Here is a 24,812-nt window from a genome sequence, read left to right as displayed (position 1 = left end):
GGTCACCGGTGCCGGTACGGGGCACGCGGGAAGTCGGCGACCTGGTCGGGGTCGTGTCCGTACAGGAGGCGCGCACCGCCGGCCTCCAGGTCGCGGAGGCGCGCGGCGCTGGCACGCGCCTGGTCCGGGTCGGCCATGGCCTCCCAGTTGTCGAGGTCGAGGTTGTCCTGCAGGTAGATCGCGTCACCGCAGATGACGAGGTCGCCCTCCTCGGGCAGGTGCACGATCACCGACTGGTGGCCGGGCGCGTGGCCGGACGTCACCACGATCTCGACGCCCGGCAGGACCTCGCCGCCGCCGTCCAGCAGCTCGTAGTGGAGCTCCGGGAGGTTCCAGTACTGGTTCGGGAAGCTCGGGTTGTCGAGGGCGTACGCGTGGTGCTCGCGCTGGGCGAGGAACGTCGCGTTGCGGAACTGGTGGTTGTTGCCGGCGTGGTCGAAGTGCAGGTGCGTGTTGATCACGACGTCGATCTGCTCCGGCTCGATGCCGAGCGCCCGGAGTCGCGCGCCGATGTCGTCCTCGGGCGCCATGACCGGCGTCAGCATGCGCGCGAAATCGGTTCCCGCCCAGGTGAGGTCCGGGTCGGTGACGTGGTCGCGGCTCATGCCGGTGTCGATGAGGAGCAGCCGTCCGTCGTCGAGTTCGACGAGGTACGACGACACCGGGATCGAGAACTTCTCGTCGTGCAGGTGGCCCGGTGTCACGACGCCGTGGGCGCACCAGCAGGTCCCGAGGGGGAGGATCACGAGGTTCATGCGACGGGCTCCGTGCTCGGCTGCAGGTCGGCCCGGGGCGCGGACAGGCGCTTGGCGAAGAAGTCCCCGAGGAAGTTGGCGATGAGGATCGTCAGCGTGATCGCGAGGCCCGGTGCTGCAGAGATCCACCACGCCTGGTCGAGGTACTGGGTGCCGGCCCCCAGGTCGGCTCCCCACTCCGGCGTCGGCGGGGCGACCCCGAACCCGAGGAAGTTGAGGGCGGCGGTGAGGAGGGTCGTCCACCCGATCGCGCTCGAGACGAGCACGACGACCTCGACCAGCACGACCGGGAGCACGTTGCGCATCATGACCCGCAGCGGCGACGCGCCGACGACGATCGACGCCGCGATGTACTCCTCGGACCGGATCCGCTGCGTCGAGCCGTACACGACACGGGCGAACACGGGGATGAACGAGACCCCGACCGCGAGGATCGTGCTCGGGACGCCCGTGCCGCCGATCGTGATGATGATGAGCGCGAGGAGCAGGCCCGGGAACGCGAGCAACACGTCCATGACCCGCATCGAGATCCCGCCCCGGATCCCCCCGACGTATCCCGCGAAGAGACCGATGGGGACCCCGACGACCGCGGCGAGCAGGGTGGAGAGCGCGGCCATCAGCAGGGTCAGCCGTCCGCCCCACAGCGTGCGCGACAGGACGTCGCGACCGAGGTGGTCGATGCCGAACGGATGCGCCAGGGTCGGTGCGCTCCGCGCCAGCCCCACCGCGGTCGTCGGGGACGCCGCCGCGAGGACCGGGGCGAGGAGCACGAGGAGCACGAGCAGCGCCGCCGCTCCGCAGACGACCGCGCCGCCGACGTCGACCCGTCGTGGCCGGGGCCGACCCGAGGTCGGGGTTGCCGCTTCCGTGACGTTCTCCACTGCTGACGTCGTCATGCCGTCCACGCCTTCCGGACACGCGGGTCGAGGAGGCCGTGGCTCACGTCGACGAGGATGTTGATCACGATGTAGCAGACGGCGATGAACAGGACGATGCCCTGGATGCTCGGGATGTCCTTGAGCTGGATCTGCGAGACGAGGTAGTTCCCGATCCCCGGCCGACCGAAGATCACCTCGGTGGCCACGGCGCCCGCGAGCAGGTTGCCGATCTGCAGGCCGATGATGGTGGTCACCGCCGAGATCGCGTTGCGGAACGCGTGCCGTGAGAGCAGCTGCCAGCTCGAGAGCCCCTTGCTCCGCGCCACGATGACGTAGGGCTGCTGGTACACGTCGATGAGCGCGCTCCGCAGCATCCGCGTGATGATCGCGGCGAACCCGAGTCCGAGCGACAGCGCGGGCAGGACGAGGGCCTGCGGACCGCCGACCCCGAGTGCGGGGAGCCACTGCAGCCGCACGGCGAACAGCAGGATGAGCAGCTGGGCCAACCAGAAGTACGGGACCGCGAGACCGAGCACCGAGAACCCGGTCGCCAGCCGGTCGCCGATCGACCCGGGCCAGAGGCCGCCGACGACGCCCGTCGGGATCCCGACCACGAGCGCGACGGCGAGCGCCGAGCCCGCGAGGACGAGCGTCGACGGGAGGCGGCTGCCGATCTGCGCCGCCACCGTGCCGTGCGACACGTAGGAGTACCCGAGGTCACCACGGAGGAGGCCACCGACGTAGATCCCGAACTGTGCGATCCACGACCGGTCGAGGCCCATCTGGTGCCGCACCTGCGCCACCCGGGCGGGCGAGGCGTTCGTCCCCATGAGCACGATCTGCGCCGGGTCACCCGGGATCAGTCGCAGGATGAGGAACACCAGGACGACGACGCCGAAGAGCACCGGGATCGCGACGAGGACCCGTCGTCCGAGGAACCGCGCCATGTCAGCCCCGATCCCTCGCGTCCGGCGCGACGGACGCGACCGCCGCGGCGCTCACTTGCCGACTCCGGCGTAGTAGGCGTCGCCGTCGGGCGTGGACGCCAGCCCCGTGATCCCGTTGGTGACGTAGATCGCCTTGAGGTCGTACACCGGGATGAAGGCGGCCTGCTTGTTGATCTTCCTGAAGACGGAGGCGAATGCGGCGTTCCGGGCGGTCGTGCTCGTCGTCGCGTCGGCCGCGTCGATCTGCTTGTCGAGCGACGCACTGCAGGAGTGGGACCAGTTGAACCCGCTCTTCACCTGCGCGCAGGTGAACACCGACTTGATCATGTTCGGGTCGAGGGACCAGAAGAACCAGCTGGCGGTGTTCGAGCCGCCGTTGTTGTACGTCTGTCCCACGGTCGGGAACGCCTGGTCGCTCAGCTTGGCCGTGATGCCCACCGACGCGAGCTGGGACTGGACGAGCGTCGACATGTCGTCGAAGCCGAAGTTCGCGATGTTGATCATCGAGATCGTCAGGGTCTTGCCGTGCTTCTGGCGCTTCCCGTCGACCATCTTCCAGCCGGCGCGGTCGAGCAGCTTGCCGGCCTCCTTCTGGTTGTACGAGAACGCGCTGCCCGCACTCGCGTACCCCGGGGTGGCGCGGGTGACCACGCTCGTCGCGAGCTTGAACTCGCCGGCGAACAGCGTCGAGATGATCGACTTCCGGTCGATGGCGTGGGCGATCGCCCGGCGGACGAGCGGGTCGTTCGTCGGTGCCTTGTCGACGTTGAGGAGCCACCCGTAGGGCATCCCGGCCGCGGCGACGGTGGTGGTCCGCTTGCCGGCCTTCTTCGCGCTCGCCACGTCCTGCGGATCCAGTCCGTCGGCGACCTGCACCTCGCCCGTCTTCAGTGCGTTGTTCTGCGACGTCGGGCTCGTCAGGATGCGGAACGTCAGCGAGGACAGCTTCGCCGCCCCGGAGCCGAACCGCTTGGGACCCCAGTCGTACTTCGCGTTCCGCGTGAGCTTGACCGACGACCCGCTGGTGAAGCTCTGGAACGTGAAGGGCCCGGTGCCGACCGGGTGCTGCCCGTAGTCCGCCCCGTACTTCTTCAGCGCCGTCGGGGAGTCGATGCCGAACTGCTCACTCGCGACGAGCGTGTTGAACGCCGGGTAGGAGCTGGTGAAGTCGACCTTCACGGTGTACGGGTCGACGACCGTCGTGCCCTTGTACGGGCCGAGCGAGGTGACCGCGCTGGCCGACTTCGTCGCGGGGTCCGCGATGTGGTCGAAGGTGGCCTTGACGGCGTTCGCGTCGAACCGGGTGCCGTCCTGGAACGTCACGCCGTGCCGGAGGTGGAACGTGTACTCCGTGGCATCGGCGTTCGCCGTGTACGAGGTCGCCAGCCCGGGCTCGTACTTCTTCGAACCCGAGAACCGCCAGATCAGCGGGTCGAAGATCTGCGCGTCCACCTTGACCGAACCGACGAGGCCCGTCTGCCCGGGGTCGAGCGTGTCCGGGTTCTGGCTGAGCGCGACGGTGAGCGCCTTCGGCGTCTTCGACGAGGTGCTCGCGTTCGCGACGGCGGTGCCGCCCGCCGTCCAGCCGGCGAGCAGGGCACCGACGCCGAGGGCTGTGACGCCCACGCTCGCGATTCGCGCACCGCGTCGTTTCGAGGGGTGGGAGGACATGGGTGCTCCTTGAGGTCGGGTGGTGCTCAGCGGGAGGTGACGTTTCGTAAGCGAGTCAAGTGGGAGTAGTTGTGTTCGGCAAGTAGCAGCGCGTTTCGCTTTTCGAACGTTTTGTTTCCGGCGAATTACGCATTGCGATTGCTCAAGGCTGCACGCCCACGGACGCGAGCGGGATCCGGTAGACGCGGGAGGCGGTGCCGCAGAACAGCGCGAACTGCTCGTCGGCGCTCAGGTGCGCGGCTGCGCGGCGGTACTGGTCGAAGGCCTCGGCGTAGGTGATCCCGCGGATCCCACCGACCGGGAAGTCGCTCGCGATCATGCTGCGGCCCGCGCCGAACCGGTCGAGGACGTGGCGGATCAGCGGTTCGGCGTGCGCGTAGGTCGGTTCAGGGAGGTAGCCGTGCACCGACGAGACCTTGATCACCACGTTCGCGGCGGTCGCGAGCAGGGCGACGTCGTCCCGCCACCGCGCGAGGCCATCGGGGCTCTGGTCGATCGGGCTCGCGATGTGGTTGACCACGATCGTCAACGACGGGTACGCGGCCGCGAGCTCGACGACCTCGTCCGCCTGCCACGGGTAGATGAGGAGGTCGAGCGCCAGACCGAGTTCCGCGATCACCGGAAGGGCTGCCCGCCACGAGGGGCGTCGACTGATCTCCGCCTCCGCCATCATCGTGTTCTCCGGGTCGGGGTTCCACGCGATCGTCTGCCGGATCGACACGACCCGTTCGAACGCGGCCTGCTCCCGGATGAGCTGCTCGGTGTCGGGTCGTTCGAACGGCACGGCGGCGACGTACCGGATCGCCAGGTTGTCGGACTTGTCGAGGGACTCCAGCCACCGCGTCTCGTTCACCGGGCTGTCCTCGGCGTCCCAGAGCGCCTCGATGTGCACCGACGCCACGACGTTCTGTCCGTCGATGTCGCGGCGGTAGTCGTCGAGCACGTAGTCGTGCTTGAGCGAGTCGAAGAGGCCCTTCGGACCGAAGCTCCCGCCGGGCATCAGCCACGGGTAGTGGTCCCCGGCGAGGTCCCACATGTGGAAGTGCGCGTCGATGACCGGACCGTCGTAGAGCGCCTGAGCGTCAGGCGTCACCGCGTTCTGCATTCTCATGGGGCAAGTATCGGGGCGGTACCGGATTCCAGCCGCAAGTCTTCACGCGCTGGAAACATGCCATCTGGAAAGCTGATGGCGTGACAGCGAGGACGATGCACAGCGCCGCGACGACGTCGGACGATCCGCTCTGGGGTCTGTGGTCGAACTACGCGAGCCCCCGGGTGGTCGGTTCGCTCGCGGCCTCCGGGGCCCCGTGGATCTGCGTCGACGAGCAGCACGGGTACCCGCCGGACGACCTCGCCGCGACGATCGGCGCCGGGCTCGCACGTGACGTCACGATGGTCGTCCGTGTCGCCTGGAACCGGCCGGAGCTGATCGGCCGCGCGCTCGACGCAGGCGCGAGCGGGATCATCGTCCCGATGGTGGAGGACCCGTCCCAGGCGCAGGGCGCGGCCCGTGCATGCCATTACCCGCCGCTCGGCGCCAGGAGCTTCGGGCCCGCCCGCCGTGCGTTCGGCGTGGACGCGGCGTACGGCGGACACGCACCCGAGGACGAGCCGCAGTGTCTCGTCATGGTGGAGTCCGCCGCCGCATTGACCCACGTCGAGGAGATCGCCCAGACGGAGGGCGTCGACGGGATCTTCGTCGGGCCGTTCGACCTCGCGCTGGCCCTCGGCGTCGCGCTCGACGACCTCCTCGCCGACCACTCGTCGTCCGCGCCGCTCGTCCGGATCGCCGCGGCCTGCCGTCGAGCGGGGATCCTCGCCGCGGCGTACGGCGGCACGCCCGAGCGGGCGCGGGTCCTCGCGGCCCACGGGTTCGGGCTCGTCGTCGCCGGGACGGACGACGGGATCCTCCGCGACGGCTGGGCCGGCATCCGCGCCGGACTCGCGGCCGGTGCGGAGGAGCGCGGAGCGACCGGCGCCCGCTGACGGTCCACACGGCCCCGACGCCCGGTGACCGCGTGCCGGGCGCTGGATGGTGCCGCCGCAGCCCGCTCGGTCGCCGCGTTCCACGTCACCCGTCGGCGGGCTGGGTCCCCGTCGGCCCGCGGTCGGTAGCCTCGCGCGAGGACCACATCCGCCACCACGAGGAGCCCACCATGCCGAGCACCACCACGCTGTCCATCCCGGCCCGGGCACTGCTGCTCGGCGTGTTCACGGGCGCCCGGTCCGCCACGCCCCTCGCGGTCCTCGCGCTGCAGCACGATCGCCCCTCGCTCCACGGTGCCTGGCAGCAGTGGCCCGTGTTCCGCTCGCCCGTCGGCCGAGGCGCCCTCGTCGCCTCGGCGGCCGGGGAACTCGTCGCCGACAAGCTCCCCGTCACGCCCAGTCGGCTGAAGCCCGGGGCGCTCCTCGGACGTGTCGCCGCCGGTGCGATCGCCGGGCTCGTCATCGGGAGCGTGGGCGGCAGCAGTGTGTCGCGCCTCCAGACCGCGGTGCTCGGTGGCGTCGGCGCGGTGATCGGGAGCTACGCGGGCTACCTCGGCCGCACGGCCCTCGGCTGGGTCAGCGGCCTGCCGGACCCGGTCGTCGCGCTCGTCGGGGACGCGATCACGGTCGCGGGGGCGACCGCGGTGGTCACCGCCGACTGACCGACGGACGGGAGGGGCGGGGCCAGCGGCTGCGCCCCTCCCGTCCGGCTCCGGTCGGCCGTGTCAGCGCGTGCGATCGCCGCCGACCGCCAGCGCCGCGACCCGCGCGACACCCGGCTCCGCTACGGTTCGCCCATGGCAGCAACGGCGCCCCCGCAGCGCACCGACCGGCGTGGCCTCGTCGCGTGGGCGCTCTGGGACTGGGGATCGGCCGCCTTCAACGCCGTCGTCACGACGTTCGTCTTCAGCACCTACCTGGCCAGCCGCGCGTTCGTCGACCCCGCCCTCGTCGCGCACGAGCACGGTGCAGCCGGGCGGCGGGCGGTCGAGGCAGCCCTCGCCCACAACGCGACCGTGGTGTCGGTCGCGCTGACGATCGCCGGCGTCGTCGTCGCGCTCATCGCACCGGCGATCGGCCGGTTCGCCGACGCGTCCGGGCACCGGAAGCGGTCCGTGCTGCTCGCGACGATCGGCATCGTGCTGAGCATCGGGTGCATGGTGTTCGTCGCGCCCGCCCAGCCGTACCTCGTGCTCGGGGCGTCCCTCCTCGGCATCGGCACGGTCGCGTACGAGATCGCCAGCGTCGGCTACAACGCGATGCTCGGGCAGGTCGCCCCCGAGGGCCGGACCGGCCGGGTGTCCGGCATCGGCTGGGCCGCCGGGTACTTCGGGGGCATCGTGCTGCTCGTCGTCCTGCTCGTGCTGTGCATCCAGGACTTCGACTCGCCCGACCGCGCGGGACTGCTCGGCCTGCCGTCGACCGTGGCGGGTGGGGAGTGGAGCGTCGCGGGTCGCGATCGGCATCGCCGCGCTGTGGCTCGCGGCCTCGTCGGTGCCGCTGTTCGTCGTCGTGCCCGAGGCCACCCGCGGACCGGCGCGGCGCAGCGGCGTCCTCACCGCCTACGCCGACCTCGGCCGCGACGTCGCCCGACTGTGGCGCGAGCGGCGCGACCTCCTCATGTTCCTCGTCGCGAGCGCCGTGTTCCGCGACGGCCTCGCCGCCGTGTTCACGTTCGGGGCGATCATCGCCGCGCAGGTGTTCGGGTTCTCGTCGTCCGAGGTCATCCTGTTCGCGATCGCGGCGAACGTCGTCGCGGGCATCGCCACCGTCGTGTCCGGACGGATCGACGACCGCTTCGGCTCGCGCGCGCTCATCCTCGCCGCGCTCGTCGGACTCGTCGCGTGCGGCACGGGCGTCCTGTTCATCGGCACCGCGCAGCAGGGATTCTGGGTGCTCGGCCTCGCGCTGTGTCTGTTCGTCGGCCCGGTGCAGTCGTCGAGCCGCGCCTACCTCGCGCGCCTCGCGACCCCCGGGCGCGAGGGCGAGCTCTTCGGTCTGTACGCCACCACGGGCCGGGCGGCGAGCTTCCTGGCACCCGCGCTGTTCGGACTCGCCGTGACGATCGGCGGATCCACGCGGTTCGGCATCCTCGGCATCGTCGCGGTGCTGCTCGCCGGGCTCGTGCTCATGCTCTTCGTCCGGGTGCAGCGCGCGCAGCCGGCATCCCTCGGGCGGGCCTGAGCCGCAGTCGGGTGGGAGGGGGCAGCACGCGTCCCCCTCCTCGCCGTCGCCTGAACGGCACGTACCCCGACCCGCACCTCTCCGGCGTAGCGTCGCGCTGTCCTGAGCCACGACGACGAGGAGTCGACCGGTGTCCGATGCGTTCCGGCCTCGCAACCCGACGGGCACCGCGCTCCGTGCCGTCGCCGAGGCGGTCGGCGCGACCACGCCGACCGCCGTCCCCGACGACCTGCGCGTGACCGGCGTCGCCGTCGAGGACGGCGAGGTCCGCCCCGGGGACCTGTTCGTCGCGATGCCCGGTGCCCACACGCACGGCGTCCGGTTCGTCCCGGCCGCGTTGTCGGCGGGGGCCGTCGCGGTCCTCACCGACGCGGCGGGTGCCGAGGCGCTCGCGGCGTCGACCGTGCCGGTCCTCGTCGTGCCGTCACCCCGCGCCGTGCTCGGTCGGACGGCGGCGGTCGTGTTCGGGACGTCCGCGCCGTCCGCGACGCTGTTCGGCGTCACCGGCACGAACGGCAAGACGTCGAGCGTGTACCTGCTCGACGCGGTCATGCGCCGACTCGGGTGGCGGACCGCGCTGACCTCCACCGCCGAGCGCCACGTGGGCGACCGGGTCATCGCGAGCCGGCTGACGACCCCCGAGGCGAGCGAGCTCCACGGGTTCCTCGCCGCGGCCCTGGAGCACGGTGCCGACGGCGTCGCCCTCGAGATCAGCGCGCAGGCCCTGTCCCGGCACCGGGTGGACGGGGTCGTCGTCGACGTCGCCGGGTTCACGAACCTCAGCCACGACCACCTCGACGAGTACGCCGACCTCGACGCGTACCTGGCGGCCAAGGCGCTCCTGTTCCGCCCCGACCGATCGCGGTGCGCGGTCGTGTCGCTCGACTCGGCCGCCGGTGCGCGCATCGCGGCGTCCGCCGAGGTCCCCCTGACGACGATCACCTCGCGCCCGGACACGGCCGCCGACTGGCACGTCACCGTCCTCGAGCAGCGCCCGGACGCCACACGGTTCCGGCTCGACGGCCCCGGGGGAGCGACCGTCACCACCGAGGTGCCCCTGCTCGGCGTGCACATGGCGGCGAACACGGGGCTCGCGATCGTCATGCTCGCCGCCTCGGGCGTGCCGTTCCCGGACCTCGTGCGCGCGGTCGGCGCTCGGCTCGACGTCGACGTCCCCGGGCGCATGGCGGACGCGTCCGCGGCCACCGGGCCCCGGGTCTTCGTCGACTTCGCGCACACCCCCGACGCGTTCGAGAAGAGCCTCATCGCGATGCGGGCGTTCACGGCCGGGCCGCTCGTCATGGTCGTCGGCGCCGACGGGGACAAGGACCCGACCAAGCGCGCGGGCATGGGCGAGGTCGGGGCCCGGCACGCCGACGTCGTCATCGTCGCGGACCACCACCCCCGGCACGAGGACCCGGACGCCATCCGCGCGGCGATCCTCGCCGGCGCGCGCGGGGCGGGCACCGACACGACCATCCTCGAGATCGCCGATCCGCCCACCGCGATCCGCGCCGCCCTCCGCCACGCGGGAGCGGACGGGGCCGTGTACTGGGCCGGCCCCGGGCTGACCGACTACCGCATCATCGGCGACGCGCACGTCCCCTACTCGTCGTACGAGGACGCCGGGGTGGCGCTCGCCGAGGCCGGATGGGGCGTCGGCGTCGGGGCCTGAGGCGGCGGCGCGGCCCGCGCGCGGCCAGGACCGGGTCCGCGAGGCCCGGCAGCGGGTCCGGGAGGGGTGGAACTGACGCTCGTCGGCTGACCGACGGCGTGTCGGCCGGGAGGCGCGGCACCGGACCCGACGCCGGGCCCGTGTGTCGTCCCTCCCGGCCGCGAACCGGGCCAGGATGGGAGCATGACCGACCAGCCGATCGCCGTGGTCGTCCTCGCCGCCGGGCAGGGCACCCGCATGAAGTCCGCGACCCCCAAGGTGCTCCACCGGCTCGCCGGACTCCCGCTCATCGCCCACGTGCTCCGCACCGCAGAGTCCCTCGCACCGGCGCACGTGGCGGTCGTCGTCCGGCACGAGCGCGAGCGCGTCGCGGCCGAGGTGACCGAGCGCATGCCGGACGCCCTCGTCGTCGACCAGGACGACCTTCCCGGCACCGGCCGTGCCGTCGAGGTGGCGGTCGCCGCGCTCCCGGCCGACTTCGACGGCGTCGTCGTCGTGCTCAGCGCGGACGTGCCGCTGCTCGACGCGGCGAGCGTCCGGGCCCTCGTGCAGCAACACACCACCGCGGGCGACGCCGTGACCTTCGTCAGCGCGATCGCGCCCGACCCGACCGGGCTCGGACGGATCCTCCGCGACGAGCGGGGTGCGTTCACGGGGGTCGTCGAGCACAAGGACGCCACCGACGAGCAGCGCATGATCACCGAGGCGAACGCGGGCATCTACGCGTTCGACGTCGCGCAGCTCCGCGCCGTCCTGCCGTCGATCGGCACCGACAACGCGCAGGGCGAGAAGTACATCACCGACGCGCCCGCCCTCATCGCCGCCCGGGGTGGTCGCATCGACGTCCTCACCTTGTCCGACCCGTGGCTGGTCGCCGGCGTGAACGACCGCGCTCAGCTCGCCGACGCGGGGCGCGAGCTCAACGCCCGGATCGTCCGCGCGCACCAGCTCGCCGGCGTCACGATCAAGGACCCGGCGACGACGTGGATCGACCTCGACGTCACGATCGAGCCCGACGCCGAGATCCTGCCGGGCACGCAACTCGAGGGGGCCACGGCGATCGCGGCCGGCGCGGTCGTCGGGCCGGACACGACGCTCCGCGACACCGAGGTCGGGCCCGGGGCGACCGTCGTCCGGACCGACGCGACGCTCGCGGTCGTCGGTGCGGGGGCGACCGTCGGGCCGTTCGCGTACCTCCGGGCCGGGACGTACCTCGGCGACGACGGCAAGATCGGCACCTTCGTCGAGACGAAGAACGCCCGCATCGGCCGCGGCAGCAAGGTGCCGCACCTGTCGTACATCGGGGACGCCGAGGTGGGCGAGGGCTCGAACATCGGCGCGAACACGATCACCGCGAACTACGACGGCGTGCACAAGCACCGCACCGAGGTGGGCTCCCACGTCCGCACCGGCTCGCACAACGTCTTCGTCGCCCCGGTTAGGATTGGGGACGGGGCGTACACGGGAGCGGGAACGACGGTCCGCAAGGACGTCCCCGCCGGCTCGCTCGCCATCAGCTACGCCCCGCAGCGCATCACCGAGGGCTGGGTCGAGGAACATCGGCCCGGAACCCCTGCTGCCGAGGCCGCTGCGGCCGCGGGGGCACGACGCGCGTCCGCCCCATCCCCCCAGAGCGCGACCCCGCGGGTCGAGGAGTGAGCACACAGGTGTCCGGAATCAAGATGACCGGCCAGAAGCGACTCGTGCTGGTGTCGGGCCGAGCGCATCCGGAGCTCGCCGAGTCGATCGCGGACGAACTCGGGCTCGACCTCGTCCCGACGGACGCCCGGACCTTCGCGAACGGCGAGCTCTACGCGCGGTTCGACGAGTCGGTCCGCGGCTGCGACGCGTTCGTCATCCAGTCGCACACCGCGCCCATCAACGAGTGGCTCATGGAGCAGCTCATCATCGTGGACGCGCTCAAGCGGGCCTCGGCCAAGCGGATCACGGTCGTCGCGCCGTTCTACCCGTACGCCCGTCAGGACAAGAAGGGCCGCGGGCGTGAGCCGATCTCGGCCCGCCTCGTCGCCGACCTGTTCAAGGCCGCCGGCGCCCACCGGATCATGAGCGTCGACCTGCACGCACCGCAGATCCAGGGCTTCTTCGACGGTCCGGTCGACCACCTGTTCGCGATGCCCGTGCTGCTCGAGCACTTCCGGCAGCTGCTCGACCCGGCGACGCTCACGGTCGTCTCGCCCGACATGGGCCGCGTCCGCGTCGCCGACATCTGGAGCGAGAAGCTCGGCGCGCCGCTGGCGATCATCCACAAGCGCCGTGACCCGCTCGTGCCGAACCAGGTCACGGTCCACGAGATCGTCGGGGACGTCTCGGGCCGCTGGTGCCTGCTCGTCGACGACCTCATCGACACCGGCCGGACGATCGCCAAGGCGGCCGAGGCCCTCAAGGCGAACGGGGCGGTCGGCGTCGTGGTCGCGGCCACGCACGCGGTGTTCTCCGACCCGGCGACCGAGCTGTTGCAGAGCGAGTTCATCGACCAGGTCGTCGTCACCGACACCCTCCCGCTCGCGCCCGACAAGCGCTGGGACCGCCTGACGATCCTGCCGATCGCGCCGCTCATCGCCCGCGCCATCCACGAGGTCTTCGACGACGGCTCCGTGACCTCGATGTTCGACGGCGCAGCGTAGCGGCGCATGGCCGACCACGACCCGGCCGCGCACCGCGCCCTGACCGCCCGACTCCGCGCGGCCGGCAGCGTGTTCGCCGAGGACGAGGCCACGGTCATCCTCGACGAGGCGGACGGCGACGCGGTCCGGCTGCGGACCCTGCTGCAACGGCGCCTCGCGGGCGAACCGCTCGAGGTCGTCGTCGGGTGGGCGTCGTTCTGCGGGCACCGGGTCCGGGTGGTGCCCGGCGTGTTCGTGCCCCGTCGGCGGACCGAGCTCGTCGTCGAGGAGGCCGCCCCGTTCCTCCAGGTCGGCGACAGCGTCGTGGACCTGTGCTGCGGCGTCGGCGCGATCAGCGTCGGCCTCATCGTGACGGTGGGGCTGCTGGACCTCGTCGCGGTGGACATCGACCCGGACGCGGTCGAGGTCGCGGCCGAGAACCTGGCCGGCCGTGCCGTGGCCGTCGTCGGCGACCTGTTCGAGCCGCTGCCGGACCGCCTCCGCGGCGCCGTCACGGTCGTGGCGGTGAACGCGCCCTACGTGCCGACGGACGCCATCGCGCTGATGCCGCCGGAGGCGCGTGAGCACGAGCGCCGCGTCGCGCTCGACGGCGGCGCCGACGGGCTGGACGTGCACCGGCGGATCGCCGCGGGCGTCGGCGAGTGGCTCCGCCCCGGCGGCGCCGTCGTCATCGAGGTGAGCGCAGAACAGGCAGACGCATCCGCCGCGCTCTTCACGGCCGCCGGCCTGGAGGCGCGGATCGCTCGAGACGAGGACCGTGACGCCACGGTCGTCGTCGCCGTCCGCCCCGCCTGACCCCACCCCCGCGAGATCGCAGTCGATGCCGTTCTCAGGGTGGCCTGAGCGGCAACGACTGCGATCTCGCGGGATGGGCCCGGGTCAGAAGAACGTCGGCTGCCGGGCCACGTAGTGCTCCTCGAGCGCCGCTGCCTCGTCGTCGGTCAAGTGGACGTCGAGGGCAGCCGCGGCGTCCTCGATGTGGTGCACCTTGGTGGCGCCGACGATGGGCGCGTCCACGACCGGGTTGCGCAGCACCCACGCGAGCGCGACCTGCGCCATGCTGACCCCGCGCTCGTCGGCGATCCGCGCCACCGCGTCGACGATGCCCTCGTCCGAGTCGAGTCGGACGGGGTTCCCCTTCGGGTCGCGTTCCGGCTCGTCACCGGCACGGGCGGTGTTCTGCTCGCTCCACGGGCGTGCCAGCTTGCCGGCCTGCAGGGGACCCCACGGGATCGACCCGACGCCCTGGTCCGCGAGGAGCCCGAACATCTCGCGCTCCTCCTCGCGCTGCACGAGGCTGTACTGGTTCTGCATGGACACGAATCGCGTCCACCCACCGAGGTCCGCTGCGGCCTGCAGCTTGGCGAACTGCCACGCCCACATGCTCGACGCACCGATGTAGCGCACCTTGCCCGCCTGGATGACGTCGTGCAGGGCCTCCATCGTCTCCTCGACGGGGGTCTCCGGGTCGAACCGGTGGATCTGGTACAGGTCGATCCAGTCGGTGCCGAGTCGCTGCAGGGACTTGTCGACCTGCTCCAGGATCGCCCGACGGCTCAGTCCGGACTCGCCGGGGCCCGGGCCCATCTCACCGAACACCTTCGTGGCCAGGACGACGTCCTCGCGGCGGGTGTACTCGCGGATCGCCGCGCCGGTGACCTCTTCCGAACTGCCGCGCCCGTAGACGTTCGCGGTGTCCCAGAAGTCGATGCCGAGCTCCACCGCCCTCCGGAAGATCGGCTCCGCCGCGGCGGCGTCGAGCGTCCAGGTCTGCTGCTCGTTGCCGTTGCCGAAGCTCATGCAACCGAGCGTGATGCGGCTGACCCGCAGGCCGGTCGGTCCGAGGTGGGTGTACTCCATGCGGTCGTCTCCTGACGTCGTCGTCGTGCTCCCCTGTGTACACGCCGCACCCCTCCGCGAGATCGCAGTCGTCGCCGTTCTGCGGGCCTCCAGAGCGACGACGACTGCGATCTCGCGCAACGGGGCACGCCGCCCGCTCGTCGGGGCTGCGAGGATTGGCGCATGCGCGCAGTCCGGTACGACGCCTTCGGTGCCCAGCCCTCCGTCGTCGAGGTCGACGCCCCCGCCTGTCCGCCCGACGGCGTGGTCGTCCGGGTGGCGGCGACGGGCGTGTGTCGCAGCGACTGGCACGCATGGCGCGGACACGACGACTCGGTGCACCTGCCGCACGTCCCCGGGCACGAGTTCGCGGGCGTCGTGGCCCAGGTCGGTCCGGACGTCCACGAGCACCGCGTCGGTGACCGGGTGACCGCGCCGTTCGTGTTCGCCTGTGGCACGTGCGACGAGTGCCGCGCCGGGGCGACGCAGGTGTGCACACGGCAGGAGCAGCCGGGGTTCACGCTGCCCGGGTCGTTCGCCGAGCAGGTCGTGGTGCCGCACGCCGACCTCAACCTCGTGCCGCTGCCCGACGCGATCGGGTTCGTCGAGGCCGCGGGGCTCGGTTGCCGGTTCGGCACGGCCTACCACGCCGTCCACGCGCGCGGGCGGGTCCAGACGGGGGAGTGGGTCGCCGTGTACGGCTGCGGCGGGGTCGGGCTCTCGACGATCGTCGTTGCGCTCGCGGCGGGGGCCCAGGCGATCGCGGTCGACGTCGCTCCCGCGGCGCTCGAACGGGCCCAGGCGCTCGGCGCCGTGACCGTGCCGAGCGGACCCGACGCCGTCGAGCGGGTGCGCGCGCTCGCCGGGGGCGGGGTCCACGTTTCCTTCGACGCGTTCGGCAGCCGGAGCACGTCGAACGCGGCGATCGAGAGCCTCCGCCCACGGGGGCGTCACGTCCAGGTCGGGCTGCTGCTCGGCGCCGAGGCCGAGCCCGCCGTCGCGATGGGCCGCGTCATCGCCCAGGAGCTCGAGCTGCTCGGGAGCCACGGGATCGCCGTCGCGGAGTACGCGGCCATGCTCGCCGCGATCGTGTCGGGGCACCTGCGGCCGGACACCACGGTCGGCCGGACCATCGGGTTCGAGGAGCTGCCCGCCGCGCTCACCGGACTCGACGGACCCGCCGCGGTGCCGGGGATGACCGTGGCGGTGCTCTGACCCTGGCGGCCGGTGTCGTCGACACCCCGCTCACGCAGGCGCGTCGACGACGACGCCGCCAGCGGCGACCGCCAGGTCGGCGCCGAACACCACGCCGGGCGTCGCAGCGCCCGGTCGGCCTTCGCCCTGGAGGAGCCGTGTCGCGACCTCGACGGCGGCTGCGGTCGTGAACACGGACGCGTCACCGAGCCGCAGCCAGCCCTCGCGCACGCGGCCGTCCGGCCACTCGACCCGTGCGTGGCCCCACGACGACGCCCGAGGGCGAGGTCGGTCCTCGAAGCGGATCGCGGACAGGCGCCCGACGACGAAGCGCCGCACGGGGGCGATCCGGAACAGGGTGGTCGCGAGCGGGAGGACGGCGCGCACCGCGGGGTTCGCGGGGACGAGGGCCGAGGCCGCGACCACGTCGTCCGCGTCGCTCGCGAGCCAGGCCGCGAGCAGTTCACCGCTCGCGCCGCTGCCGGCGCCGACACGGTCCCCGTCCGGCGTCGTGATGGTCCGGTAGTCCGTGACGACCCGTCGCGTGCGGACGAGTCGACCGTCCTGGACCTGCGCTCCGCCGAAGGCAGCGACGTCCGCGATGGACTCCGCCAGGGCGCTGCCGAGGGTCCCGGCTTCGGTCGCCACCGAGGCGATCGCGTCGACCCGGACGCGCCGCGGCCGGGGCTCGCCGTCGCACAGGCGCACGACGACGCTCTCGACCGCGACCACCCCGAACCCGGCGCCGGGCACGAGGACCTGTCCCGCGACTGCCGCGCGACGGTCCTGCCGCAGGACGTCGTCGACCGCGGCGTACTCGTTCGACAGGTCGAGGTAGTGCGTGCCGTGTGGGAGCGCCCGGACGACCGGGAGCGCGGTCCGCGTGAAGGGGCCCACGGTGTTGACGACGACCCCGGGTCGTTCCCGTCCGATCGCCGCGAGGAGGTCGCTGAACCCGCCGACGACCATCCGGGGACTGCTCGCGGCCGGGCCGTGTCGCTCGGAGGCGACGGCGGACAGGGCGTCCCGGACCTCCTCGAGCCGCGCTCGGTCCCGCGCTGCGAGCACCACGGGGACACCGCGGGCGTGGAGCTCCGCCGCGATCGCCCGTCCGGTGCGCCCGGTGGCCCCGAGGACCATGACCTCGTCGTGCATGTCGTGCTCCGCCCGTCCCGCGTGCCTCGATGACACGTCGTGTCGTCACGATACACGTGATGACACGACGTGTCGTGAGTAGGATCGACGGGTGGCTCGATGGGATCCGGATGCACGAGCGCGCCTCGAGCAGGCCGCGCTCGAGCTGTTCCGTGAGCAGGGGTTCGCCGCGACCACCGTCCCGCAGATCACCGCGCACGCCGGCCTCACCACCCGGACGTTCTTCCGGCACTTCGCCGACAAGCGCGAGGTCCTGTTCGGGTTCGAGGACCAGTTCCCCGCGGTGGTGGCCGAGCTGCTCGCCCAGGCGCCGCCGGACCTCGCGCCGATCGCCCTCATCGCGGCGGGGCTGGAGACCCTGGCCGAGACCCGGTTCCAACCCCTGCGCGAGTACCTGCTCACCCACCGTGCGGTGGTCCGGAGCGACGAGCGCCTGCGCGAACGCGAGCTGACGAAGCATGCGGCGCTCGCCCGGGCCGTCCGTGCCGGGTTCGTCGAGCGCGGCGAGGACGACCTGTCCGCCACGCTCGCCGCCGAGGTCAGCGGTGCCGTGTGGTGGGTGTCGCTCGACCGCTGGCTCGACGAGGACGGTGACCGCGCGTTGGTCGCGGTCGTCCGCGAGACCATGGCGCGGTTCCTCGCGATCACGGGCGGCGGCGACCTCAGCTCGCGGTGACGCCCACCGAGTGCCAGCCGCTCGCCCCGTTCGGTGCCGGCGCCCGCTCGACGCTCGTCTGCACCGTGCCGTCCGCGCTGATCGCCCGGACCGTCAGGGTGTGCGGCCCGTGCGTCGGCGTCCAGTCGCGGAGCACCCACTGCCGCCAGGTGTCCGCGGACACCGAGTCCGCGAGCTCGGCGTCGCGCCATGCTCCGTCGTCGACGCGGACCTGCACGCCCCGCACGCCGGTGTGCGGCTGCCACGCCACCCCGGCGACGGCGACCCGCTCGCCCGCGCGCACCGTGCCTCCAGACCGTGGCGTGTCGATCCGCGACTCGAGCTTGACCGGCCCGTGCGCGCTCCACCCGCGGGGTGTCCAGTAGCCCTCGGCGTCGGCGAACCGCGTGACGGTGAGCTCGGTCACCCACTTCGTGGCGGACACGTAGCCGTACAGGCCGGGGACCACCATGCGGACCGGGAACCCGTGTTCGGCGGGCAGCGGCTCGCCGTTCATGCCGACCGCCAGGATCGCGTCCGTGCCGGCGTCCTGCAGCACGTCGAGGGGTGTGCCCGCGGTGAACCCGTCGACGCTCCGCGAGAGCACCATGTCCGCCGACGCGTGCGGGCCGGCCTCGGCGAGCAGGTGCCGGATCGGGTACCCGAGCCAGAGCGCGTTGCCGATGAGGTCGCCGCCGACCTCGTTCGAGACGCAGCTCATGGTGGCCATGTGCTCTTCGAGCGGCCGGGCGAGCAGGTCGGCGAACGAGATCTCGACGTCGTGGTCGACCATGCCGGTGATCCGGAGCTTCCAGGTGTCGGGATCGACCGACGGCACGCGCAGCGCGGTGTCGATCCGGTAGAACTCGGCGTTGGGGGTGACGTACGGCGTGATCCCGTGCACGCCGAGACTCGCGCCGGCCGGGACCGCGCGCTCGTGCACGGCCGGTGTCGGCAGGTGGACGGCGCGCTTGACGGCCGCTGCGGCGGAGCTCGCCGCGTCGACGACGCGCGCGCCGGCCCCGACGACGAGCGCGGTGACGCCGAGGGTCAGCGTCCACCCGAGGAACGCCCGGCGTTGCACCGCGGGGGAGCCCGTCATCGTGCTCGCTGCGGTCGGGGTCGCGTCCTGCTCGGCGGCGGCGTCCCACCGCCGGAACCGCTGCATGCCCAGGCGGAGCGTGACGACCGCCGCGAGGACCCCGACGACCGAGGGCGCACCGTCGAGGCTCCCGCTGCCGGAACGGGTCATCACCGCGACGAGTGCGATCACCCCGCCGACGCCGAACACGACGGTGCCGAACGGCGGACGACGGCGCTCGAGGACGCCCGCCGCCGCGGTGATCAGGGCGAGGAGCACTGCCATGAGGACGAACAACGCCGCCTTGTCGCCCGTGCCGAACAGCGTCACCATGAGGTCCTTCACCCACCGCGGCGCGAGGTCGATCGCGGCCGAGCCGACCGCGACGAGCGGACTGCCGGCACCGTTGAGCAGGAGCGCGACGATCTCGGCGACGGCGAGGAACACGATCCCGGCCACGAGCCCCACGGCCGCGGCGGCGATCGTCCGTGTGCGGTCGGGCAGGTGCAGCGGGCGGTCGACGGGTTCCGCGGCAAGGGGCGCCGCGATGGCAGTGCCGGACGCGCGGCGGTCGGCACCGGGCGCGGGGCGGTCGGCACCGGGCGCCGGGCGGTGGTGTCGAGCGGCGTCGCGCTGGTCCGGGTCCTCGGTGCTCACGGGGCGATCGTAGGCGGGTCCTCTGGCGGTTCCCCGGGTCGCCGGACCCCCCGAACTCGGCGCTTCGCCGGGGACCGCTGCGTGCGAGGATCGGACGGTGACCACCCACCTCGGCCCGGACCGCCGCATCGCGCGCGGCGTCGACCGCTGGGCGATCGTGCGGTGGGGCGTCGTCGTGCTGTGGGTGGCGCTGCTCGTCGTGCGGGTGACGGTGGTGAGCACGGATCCCGCCGCGGACCTCCGTGTGCTCGGGGTCGTGCAGTTCCTCGCGACGCTCGTGGGGGTGCTCATCGTGGCGCTCGGCGTCGGCATGTCATGGTCGAAGCGCGTCCGGACGACCGACCTGTCGCTCGGACGGGCGATCCGCAGCATCGACCCGACCGTGCGGCTCGTGCCGGCGGTGCCGACGAGCGAACTCCGCGACCTCGTCGGGCGCGCGCATCCCGAGGTCGCCCTCGGGCGCCACGTCGTCTGGGGGTTCGGCGCGACCGAGGCGTCCCTGTGGCAACTCGACGGGCGGCAGGCCCTGCGGGTGCTCGTGGTCCGGTGGACGCGGGTCGTGCACGTCGGTGTCGAGGACCTCCCCGACGGCTCCTCGTCCCCCCACCGCGCGGTCATCGCCATCCACTTCCACCGTCCGGACGGCACGCCCGCGGTCGCGACGTTCGCGGTGCGCCGCGCGCTCGGGTCGCTGCGGCTGCTCGGCCGTGGGCCGGCGCTCGACCGGCTCAGCGCCGACCTCGCCGCCGAGCGCGTCATCCTGTAGGCAGGGTCGGCCAACCGCTGCTCGCGAGATCGCACAACGCGCCGCTCACTGCTCGCGAGATCGCACAACGCGCCGCTCAGCTCATGACGTGAGCGGCATGTCCTGCGCGCTCGCGCTCGCGCTCGCGCCGCGCCCCGCCACGGCCGATCCCATTGCCTCTCGCCGCCGCGAGCGCGAGCCTCCGGACGCCCTGGGAGCGGCGCACGCACCGGTTCGTACTGTGGGCCCATGACCGATCCGATCGTCGTCGTCGCGACCTTCCGTCCGAAGCCCGAGTCCGTCGCGGACCTGACCGCCGCCGTGCAGGAGTACGTGCCGGTCGCACAGCAGGACGAGGGCAACCTCCGCTACGCGCTGCACGAGGCCGGCGAGGGCGTCCTCGTGCTCATCGAGCAGTGGAGCGACCAGCAGACCCTCGAGCAGCACGGCGCCGCGCCCGAGTTCACCGCCTTCACGCAGCGCGTGCAGCCGTTGCTCGCGAGTCCGCTCGAGGTGCGGGTCCTCCGCCCGGTGCCGCTCGGCGACGACGCCAAGGGCGCGCTGTGACCGGTCATCGCCCCGTCGTCGTCATGGGGGTGTCCGGTTCGGGCAAGACGACCATCGGCTCCGCCCTCGCGCGCCACTGGGAGGGCACCCAGTTCGTCGACGCCGACGACCTGCACCCCCAGGCGAACAAGGAGAAGATGCGGTCCGGGCATCCCCTGACCGACGAGGACCGCTGGCCGTGGCTCGACATCTGCGCGGCCCGCATCGCCGCGATCGAGGCCCAGGGGCAGCGCTGCGTCATGGCGAACTCCGCGCTGAAGCGGGTCTACCGGGACCGCCTCCGTTCGACGAACCCCGACCTGTTCTTCGTGTTCCTCACCGGCGACGAGGACGTCATCGCCGAACGGCAGCGCCGTCGGCACCACGAGTACATGCCCGACTCGCTGCTCGGCTCGCAGCTCGCGACGCTCGAGCCGTTGCAGGCCGACGAGGCCGGGCTCGTCGTCCGGATCGACCAGACCCTCGAGTCCGTGATCCAGAGCATCGACAGCGCCCTCGTCACCCGCTGACCGGCCAGCCGGAGCCGGCTGGAGCCAGCGAGGCCCGAGGGCCCCGGCACCGGCCAGGCCCGAGGGGGCCGGCGCTGGCGAGGCCCGAGGCGGCCGGCACCGGGGCCACAGCGCCGGTCAGGCGGCCGGGTCGGCCCAGGACCGGCGGACGCGCTCGACCAGGTCCAGGACGTGCGCGCGGTCGTCGTCGCGTCGGCGGACCATGGCGACGGTGACCGCCGGGAGGCCCACCATCCGCACGAACGCGAGTCCCGTGCCCCCGGCGTTCTCGGCCACCGTCGTGCTCGTGAACGCCATGCCCCGCCCGGCCGCCACCTGCGCGAGCATCTCCTCGACCGTCCGCGCCGGGGGTCCGACGACGACGGGAGCCCGCCCGTCCGGCCGTGCCGCCGCGATCCAGAAGTCCCGGTCCGAGGCGGCGTCGACGATCGGCTCGTCGTCGAGGTCCGCGAGCGCCAGTGCCGTGCGTCCGGCGAGCGGGTGGTCGGCGCGGAACACGGCGACGAGGTCGCGCGTGCCGAGGACCGTGGCGACCCAGTCGGCCTCCGCGAACCCGGGGGAGAGCTGCGCCACGAGCACGTCGACCTCACCCGCCGCGAGCCGCTGGTGCTCGCTGCCCCACGGGACGTGCTCGAGCACGACCTCGACGTCGGCGGCCTCGCCCTCGCGCACGGCGAGACCGGTCAGGGCCCGTGGCGCGCTCGTGCCGAACCCGACGACGACGCGCGGCCGGGCGGCGACCCGACGAGCCCGGGCCACCGCGCGCTCCGCGGCGGCCAGCACGGCGACGGCGTCGACGTGGAACGCGTGCCCCGCCGGGGTGAGCCGCACACCGCTCCCGGGCGTCCGGCCCCGGCGGTCGACGAGTTCGACCCCGAGGACGTCCTCCAGTCGTCGGATGGCTTGACTCAGGGCCGGCTGCGACACCCCGGTCACGGCGGCAGCGGCGGTGAACCCCTGCTCGGCGACGAGCACGACGAACGCGCGGAGGAGCCGGAGGTCGAGGTCGACGGGCACGGCGTGGTCCTCCTCGCTCGCGCGCTCCGCGCGTTTCCGGCGTGTAACGGATCCGGGCCCGGGTGCGGCGCCGCACCGCGCCGATCCCCGTGTCGGCGGGCACATCAGCGCTGCTTATGGCCCCAGTGGCGCATCCTATGCGACAGCCGTGGTGCCCTCGCCCTACGCTGCCGGACGTGCAGATGCCGGTCCACACCACCGCCGACGACCGGCTCCGCGCCCTGCCGAAGACCCACCTCCACGCGCACCTCGACGGCAGCTACCCGGTCGACGCGGTCCGCGCCCTCGCGACGCGACGCGGCCTCCCGTTCCACCGGCCGGAGCGGTTCGCCGACGTCTGGGCGTTCTTCGACGCGTACGGCACCGTCCCGGCCCTCGTCGCGACGCACGAGGACCTCGCCGCACTCTGCCGGGCACTCGTGCACGCCGAGGCCGCCGAGGGCGTCCGGTACCTCGAGCCCGCCGTCGAGCCGCAGCTGTACGCCGAGCGTCTCGGCGGGAACGAGCAGGTCCTGCGCACCGTCCTCGCGGCCTTCGCCGAGGCGGCCGCCGACGCCGCCGCCGCGGGCACGCCCGTCGAGGTCGGTGCCGACCTGACGCTCAACACCGACGCCGACGCGGACCTCGCCGACGAGCTCGGTGCGCTCGCCGCCCGCTTCGCCGGCAGCGGCGTCACCGCGCTCGGCACCGCCTGCTTCGACGAGGACGGCGACCTGGCCCCGTTCGTCGGTGCGGCGCGCGCCGCACGGGCGGCGGGCCTCCCGGTCGTGAGCCACGCGGGCCAGACCGGCGGGCCGGACCGCGTGACGGCCGTGCTCGACGTGCTCGGTGCCTCCCGGATCTCGCACGGGTTCCGAGCGGTCGAGGACGCCCGCGTCACCGATCGGCTGGCGGCCGAGGGGATCGTCTGCGACGTCTGCCCGGTGTCGAACGTGCGGCTCGGCGTCGTCGCCGACCTCGCGTCGCACCCCGCCCCGGTCCTCGTCGAGCGCGGGGTCCCGGTGACCCTGAACGCGGACGACCCGCTCTGGTTCGGGGCCACCGTGTCCGACCAGTACGCGATCGCCCGCACGACGTGGGGGTTCGACGACCAGGCCCTGGCCGACCTCGCGCGCACCGGCACGCGGGCCACCGGGATGTCCGCGGACACCCGCGACCGATTCGACCGTGAGCTCACCGCGTGGCTCACAGGAGGGCGAGCATGACGAAGGAACTGTTCCTCGGCGCGTTCGAGATCAACGGCGTGAACCTCACGAGCCAGGGGCTCTGGGCGCACCCGGACAACACGACGTGGCGCTACAAGGAGCTCGAGCACTGGACCGACCTGGCCCGCATGCTCGACGACGGCGGGTTCGACTTCATGTTCCTCGCCGACTCGTACGGGTACCCGGTGATCGACGGCGTCGTGCCCGACGTGGCCTTCGAGCAGGGCGTCGAGATCCCGAAGAACGACCCGATGCTCCTCGTCCCCGCCATGGCCGCGGCCGCCCCACGCCTGTGCTTCGGCGTGACGTCGTCGACGAGCTTCGAGCCGCCGTTCGCGAACGCACGCCGCTTCGCCACGCTCGACCACCTGACCCGCGGCCGCATCGCCTGGAACGTCGTCACGACGTCGAGCGCGGTCGTCACGGAGCTGTTCGGCAAGGACCGCTACGTGCCGCACGACGAGCGGTACGCGATCGCGCAGGAGTACCTCGAGCTGAGCTACGCGCTCCTCGAGGGCTCGTGGGAGGACGACGCCGTCCTCGCCGACAAGGGCGCACGTCGGTACGCGGACGCGAGCAAGGTGCACAAGGTGGTGCACCACGGCCGGTACTTCGACGTCGAGGGCTACGCCAACACCGAGCCCGGGCCGCAGCGCACGCCCGTGCTGTTCCAGGCCGGCGCGTCGTCATCGGGTCGCGCCTTCGCCGCGGGCAACGCGGAGCTCGTGTTCCTGCAGGGCAAGGACGCGTCCTCGTTGGCCGCGCAGGTCACCGACATCCGCACCCGCGCCGAGCAGGCCGGGAGGGCCGGGACCGACATCCGCACCGTCTCCGGTCTGTCGGTCATCACCGCACCGTCCACGGCACAGGCGGAGGACCAGCTCGAGGAGTACCTCTCCTACGTCGACCCGGACGCCGCACGCGTCTACTACGCGAGCATGACCGGCATCGACCTCGCCGCGCTCGACCCCGAGGGCTCGTTCTCGGACGTCACCACCGAGGGCGGCCGGACCCAGGTCGAGCGGTACAAGGGCACGTCCGTGCGCGAGGCCACCGCGGACTTCATCCGGAACGGCATGCGCGAGTTCGTCCTGACCGGCACGCCGACCGAGGTCGTCGACCGCATCGAGGCCCTGGTGACCGACACCGACCTCGACGGCTTCAACTACACGCCCTACGTCACGCCGGGTTCGTACCGGTCGTTCATCGCCGACGTCGTGCCCGAACTCCGTCGTCGTGGCATGCTGCCCGAGACGCCCCGCACGGGCACGTTCCGCGAACGGCTCTCGGGACGCGGCCCGCACCTCCCCGCCAGCCACCGGGCGGCACGGTTCCGGCACCAGCCGGCCACCGCCTGACCAGCCGGGAGGTGCGGGGCCGGACCCCACACCCTCCGCACCTCCCTCTCCACCCAGCACCGCGCCCCACCCGTCCGGTCCCGCCGGCC

23 protein-coding genes and 1 pseudogene are annotated in these 24,812 nt (G+C 73.0%); 15 read left to right on the top strand and 9 right to left on the bottom strand.

The window, feature by feature from the left end; genetic code table 11:
- Nucleotides 1–2: 2 nt before the first annotated feature.
- From DEI82_RS14035 to DEI82_RS14015, 5 genes are all read right to left on the bottom strand, one after another.
- The gene (locus tag DEI82_RS14035) at nucleotides 3–755 is read right to left on the bottom strand and encodes an N-acyl homoserine lactonase family protein (RefSeq protein ID WP_111010976.1); all 753 of its coding nucleotides are present in this window, start codon (nucleotides 753–755) and stop codon (nucleotides 3–5) included.
- Nucleotides 752–1,651 carry an ABC transporter permease gene (locus DEI82_RS14030; protein ID WP_146242925.1) on the bottom strand — a complete coding sequence of 300 codons (900 nt, stop codon included), beginning with the start codon at nucleotides 1,649–1,651 and terminating at the stop codon, nucleotides 752–754. The genes DEI82_RS14035 and DEI82_RS14030 overlap by 4 nt, the downstream gene beginning before the upstream one ends.
- Nucleotides 1,648–2,580 carry an ABC transporter permease gene (locus DEI82_RS14025; RefSeq protein ID WP_111010978.1) on the bottom strand — a complete coding sequence of 311 codons (933 nt, stop codon included), beginning with the start codon at nucleotides 2,578–2,580 and terminating at the stop codon, nucleotides 1,648–1,650. Before DEI82_RS14025 ends, DEI82_RS14030 begins: the two co-directional genes overlap by 4 nt.
- A gap of 51 nt (nucleotides 2,581–2,631) precedes the next feature.
- Nucleotides 2,632–4,251 (bottom strand): ABC transporter substrate-binding protein, encoded by a 1,620-nt coding sequence (locus DEI82_RS14020; RefSeq protein WP_111037331.1) that lies wholly within the window; start codon nucleotides 4,249–4,251, stop codon nucleotides 2,632–2,634.
- Nucleotides 4,252–4,393: 142 nt separating this feature from the next.
- Nucleotides 4,394–5,362: an amidohydrolase gene (locus DEI82_RS14015; protein WP_111037330.1), complete on the bottom strand. Its 969-nt coding sequence runs from the start codon at nucleotides 5,360–5,362 to the stop codon at nucleotides 4,394–4,396.
- 80 nt (nucleotides 5,363–5,442) lie between these two features.
- Here DEI82_RS14015 and DEI82_RS14010 point away from each other — a divergent pair, with 80 nt between their 5' ends.
- From DEI82_RS14010 to DEI82_RS13980, 8 genes and pseudogenes are all read left to right on the top strand, one after another.
- Nucleotides 5,443–6,237 (top strand): HpcH/HpaI aldolase/citrate lyase family protein, encoded by a 795-nt coding sequence (locus DEI82_RS14010; RefSeq protein WP_146242924.1) that lies wholly within the window; start codon nucleotides 5,443–5,445, stop codon nucleotides 6,235–6,237.
- A gap of 170 nt (nucleotides 6,238–6,407) precedes the next feature.
- Complete coding sequence (locus DEI82_RS14005; RefSeq protein WP_111037328.1) at nucleotides 6,408–6,899, top strand: DUF4126 domain-containing protein; 492 nt, start codon at nucleotides 6,408–6,410, stop codon at nucleotides 6,897–6,899.
- A gap of 135 nt (nucleotides 6,900–7,034) precedes the next feature.
- Nucleotides 7,035–7,553: pseudogene (locus DEI82_RS16575) on the top strand (MFS transporter); the annotation flags it as partial.
- 115 nt (nucleotides 7,554–7,668) lie between these two features.
- A complete protein-coding gene (locus DEI82_RS16570) occupies nucleotides 7,669–8,421 on the top strand; it encodes an MFS transporter (RefSeq protein ID WP_258372071.1) in 753 nt (250 codons plus the stop codon).
- 130 nt (nucleotides 8,422–8,551) lie between these two features.
- Nucleotides 8,552–10,096 (top strand): Mur ligase family protein, encoded by a 1,545-nt coding sequence (locus DEI82_RS13995; RefSeq protein WP_111037327.1) that lies wholly within the window; start codon nucleotides 8,552–8,554, stop codon nucleotides 10,094–10,096.
- A 183-nt stretch (nucleotides 10,097–10,279) separates the two neighbouring features.
- Nucleotides 10,280–11,755, top strand: a complete 1,476-nt coding sequence (glmU, locus tag DEI82_RS13990) for a bifunctional UDP-N-acetylglucosamine diphosphorylase/glucosamine-1-phosphate N-acetyltransferase GlmU (RefSeq protein ID WP_111037326.1) — start codon at nucleotides 10,280–10,282, stop codon at nucleotides 11,753–11,755.
- Nucleotides 11,756–11,763: 8 nt separating this feature from the next.
- On the top strand, nucleotides 11,764–12,741 hold the full coding sequence (locus DEI82_RS13985) for a ribose-phosphate diphosphokinase (protein WP_111037352.1): 978 nt from the start codon (nucleotides 11,764–11,766) through the stop codon (nucleotides 12,739–12,741).
- Between the two features lie 6 nt (nucleotides 12,742–12,747).
- Entirely contained in the window at nucleotides 12,748–13,536 is a 789-nt protein-coding gene (locus DEI82_RS13980; RefSeq protein WP_111037325.1) for a putative protein N(5)-glutamine methyltransferase, read from the top strand.
- An 84-nt stretch (nucleotides 13,537–13,620) separates the two neighbouring features.
- Here the strand turns inward: DEI82_RS13980 and DEI82_RS13975 are convergent, their stop codons facing one another.
- Entirely contained in the window at nucleotides 13,621–14,601 is a 981-nt protein-coding gene (locus DEI82_RS13975; RefSeq protein WP_111037324.1) for an aldo/keto reductase, read from the bottom strand.
- 162 nt (nucleotides 14,602–14,763) lie between these two features.
- Here DEI82_RS13975 and DEI82_RS13970 point away from each other — a divergent pair, with 162 nt between their 5' ends.
- On the top strand, nucleotides 14,764–15,795 hold the full coding sequence (locus tag DEI82_RS13970) for an alcohol dehydrogenase catalytic domain-containing protein (protein ID WP_111037323.1): 1,032 nt from the start codon (nucleotides 14,764–14,766) through the stop codon (nucleotides 15,793–15,795).
- 30 nt (nucleotides 15,796–15,825) lie between these two features.
- On the opposite strand, the gene DEI82_RS13965 is transcribed toward DEI82_RS13970, so the two are convergent.
- On the bottom strand, nucleotides 15,826–16,929 hold the full coding sequence (locus tag DEI82_RS13965) for a hypothetical protein (RefSeq protein WP_111037322.1): 1,104 nt from the start codon (nucleotides 16,927–16,929) through the stop codon (nucleotides 15,826–15,828).
- A 91-nt stretch (nucleotides 16,930–17,020) separates the two neighbouring features.
- Here DEI82_RS13965 and DEI82_RS13960 point away from each other — a divergent pair, with 91 nt between their 5' ends.
- On the top strand, nucleotides 17,021–17,605 hold the full coding sequence (locus DEI82_RS13960; protein ID WP_111037321.1) for a TetR/AcrR family transcriptional regulator: 585 nt from the start codon (nucleotides 17,021–17,023) through the stop codon (nucleotides 17,603–17,605).
- On the opposite strand, the gene DEI82_RS13955 is transcribed toward DEI82_RS13960, so the two are convergent.
- Complete coding sequence (locus DEI82_RS13955) at nucleotides 17,592–19,322, bottom strand: molybdopterin-dependent oxidoreductase (protein WP_309146653.1); 1,731 nt, start codon at nucleotides 19,320–19,322, stop codon at nucleotides 17,592–17,594. The two genes, DEI82_RS13960 and DEI82_RS13955, sit on opposite strands and share 14 nt — an antisense overlap.
- 97 nt (nucleotides 19,323–19,419) lie before the next feature.
- On the opposite strand from DEI82_RS13955, the gene DEI82_RS13950 reads away from it, so the two are divergent.
- The 3 genes from DEI82_RS13950 to DEI82_RS13940 all read left to right on the top strand — a co-directional run bounded on the left by DEI82_RS13950 (nucleotide 19,420) and on the right by DEI82_RS13940 (nucleotide 21,143).
- Nucleotides 19,420–20,088, top strand: a complete 669-nt coding sequence (locus tag DEI82_RS13950; RefSeq protein ID WP_111037320.1) for a hypothetical protein — start codon at nucleotides 19,420–19,422, stop codon at nucleotides 20,086–20,088.
- 228 nt (nucleotides 20,089–20,316) lie between these two features.
- Nucleotides 20,317–20,634, top strand: coding sequence for a putative quinol monooxygenase (locus tag DEI82_RS13945; protein ID WP_111037319.1), 318 nt, complete (start codon nucleotides 20,317–20,319; stop codon nucleotides 20,632–20,634).
- A complete protein-coding gene (locus DEI82_RS13940) occupies nucleotides 20,631–21,143 on the top strand; it encodes a gluconokinase (RefSeq protein ID WP_258368699.1) in 513 nt (170 codons plus the stop codon). The genes DEI82_RS13945 and DEI82_RS13940 overlap by 4 nt, the downstream gene beginning before the upstream one ends.
- 117 nt (nucleotides 21,144–21,260) lie before the next feature.
- On the opposite strand, the gene DEI82_RS13935 is transcribed toward DEI82_RS13940, so the two are convergent.
- Entirely contained in the window at nucleotides 21,261–22,160 is a 900-nt protein-coding gene (locus DEI82_RS13935; protein ID WP_181435221.1) for a LysR family transcriptional regulator, read from the bottom strand.
- 182 nt (nucleotides 22,161–22,342) lie between these two features.
- Here DEI82_RS13935 and DEI82_RS13930 point away from each other — a divergent pair, with 182 nt between their 5' ends.
- Both DEI82_RS13930 and DEI82_RS13925 read left to right on the top strand, forming a co-directional pair.
- Nucleotides 22,343–23,365 (top strand): hypothetical protein, encoded by a 1,023-nt coding sequence (locus tag DEI82_RS13930; protein WP_258372076.1) that lies wholly within the window; start codon nucleotides 22,343–22,345, stop codon nucleotides 23,363–23,365.
- Nucleotides 23,362–24,723: an NtaA/DmoA family FMN-dependent monooxygenase gene (locus tag DEI82_RS13925; protein ID WP_111037316.1), complete on the top strand. Its 1,362-nt coding sequence runs from the start codon at nucleotides 23,362–23,364 to the stop codon at nucleotides 24,721–24,723. The genes DEI82_RS13930 and DEI82_RS13925 overlap by 4 nt, the downstream gene beginning before the upstream one ends.
- The last annotated feature ends 89 nt before the right edge of the window (nucleotides 24,724–24,812 follow it).

This window comes from Curtobacterium sp. MCBD17_019 (assembly GCF_003234555.1).
Lineage (GTDB): Bacteria > Actinomycetota > Actinomycetes > Actinomycetales > Microbacteriaceae > Curtobacterium.
This window is presented reverse-complemented; position numbering and strand designations above follow the sequence as displayed.

What these genes read in the sequence shown, in the direction of transcription:
- DEI82_RS14035 (WP_111010976.1), bottom strand. Translation starts at nt 755, where the DNA reads ATGAACCTCGTGATCCTCCCCCTCGGGACCTGCTGGTGCGCCCACGGC.
- DEI82_RS14030 (WP_146242925.1), bottom strand. Translation starts at nt 1,651, where the DNA reads ATGACGACGTCAGCAGTGGAGAACGTCACGGAAGCGGCAACCCCGACC.
- DEI82_RS14025 (WP_111010978.1), bottom strand. Translation starts at nt 2,580, where the DNA reads ATGGCGCGGTTCCTCGGACGACGGGTCCTCGTCGCGATCCCGGTGCTC.
- DEI82_RS14020 (WP_111037331.1), bottom strand. Translation starts at nt 4,251, where the DNA reads ATGTCCTCCCACCCCTCGAAACGACGCGGTGCGCGAATCGCGAGCGTG.
- DEI82_RS14015 (WP_111037330.1), bottom strand. Translation starts at nt 5,362, where the DNA reads ATGAGAATGCAGAACGCGGTGACGCCTGACGCTCAGGCGCTCTACGAC.
- DEI82_RS14005 (WP_111037328.1), top strand. Translation starts at nt 6,408, where the DNA reads ATGCCGAGCACCACCACGCTGTCCATCCCGGCCCGGGCACTGCTGCTC.
- glmU (WP_111037326.1), top strand. Translation starts at nt 10,280, where the DNA reads ATGACCGACCAGCCGATCGCCGTGGTCGTCCTCGCCGCCGGGCAGGGC.
- DEI82_RS13980 (WP_111037325.1), top strand. Translation starts at nt 12,748, where the DNA reads ATGGCCGACCACGACCCGGCCGCGCACCGCGCCCTGACCGCCCGACTC.
- DEI82_RS13975 (WP_111037324.1), bottom strand. Translation starts at nt 14,601, where the DNA reads ATGGAGTACACCCACCTCGGACCGACCGGCCTGCGGGTCAGCCGCATC.
- DEI82_RS13970 (WP_111037323.1), top strand. Translation starts at nt 14,764, where the DNA reads ATGCGCGCAGTCCGGTACGACGCCTTCGGTGCCCAGCCCTCCGTCGTC.
- DEI82_RS13965 (WP_111037322.1), bottom strand. Translation starts at nt 16,929, where the DNA reads ATGCACGACGAGGTCATGGTCCTCGGGGCCACCGGGCGCACCGGACGG.
- DEI82_RS13945 (WP_111037319.1), top strand. Translation starts at nt 20,317, where the DNA reads ATGACCGATCCGATCGTCGTCGTCGCGACCTTCCGTCCGAAGCCCGAG.
- DEI82_RS13930 (WP_258372076.1), top strand. Translation starts at nt 22,343, where the DNA reads ATGCCGGTCCACACCACCGCCGACGACCGGCTCCGCGCCCTGCCGAAG.
- DEI82_RS13925 (WP_111037316.1), top strand. Translation starts at nt 23,362, where the DNA reads ATGACGAAGGAACTGTTCCTCGGCGCGTTCGAGATCAACGGCGTGAAC.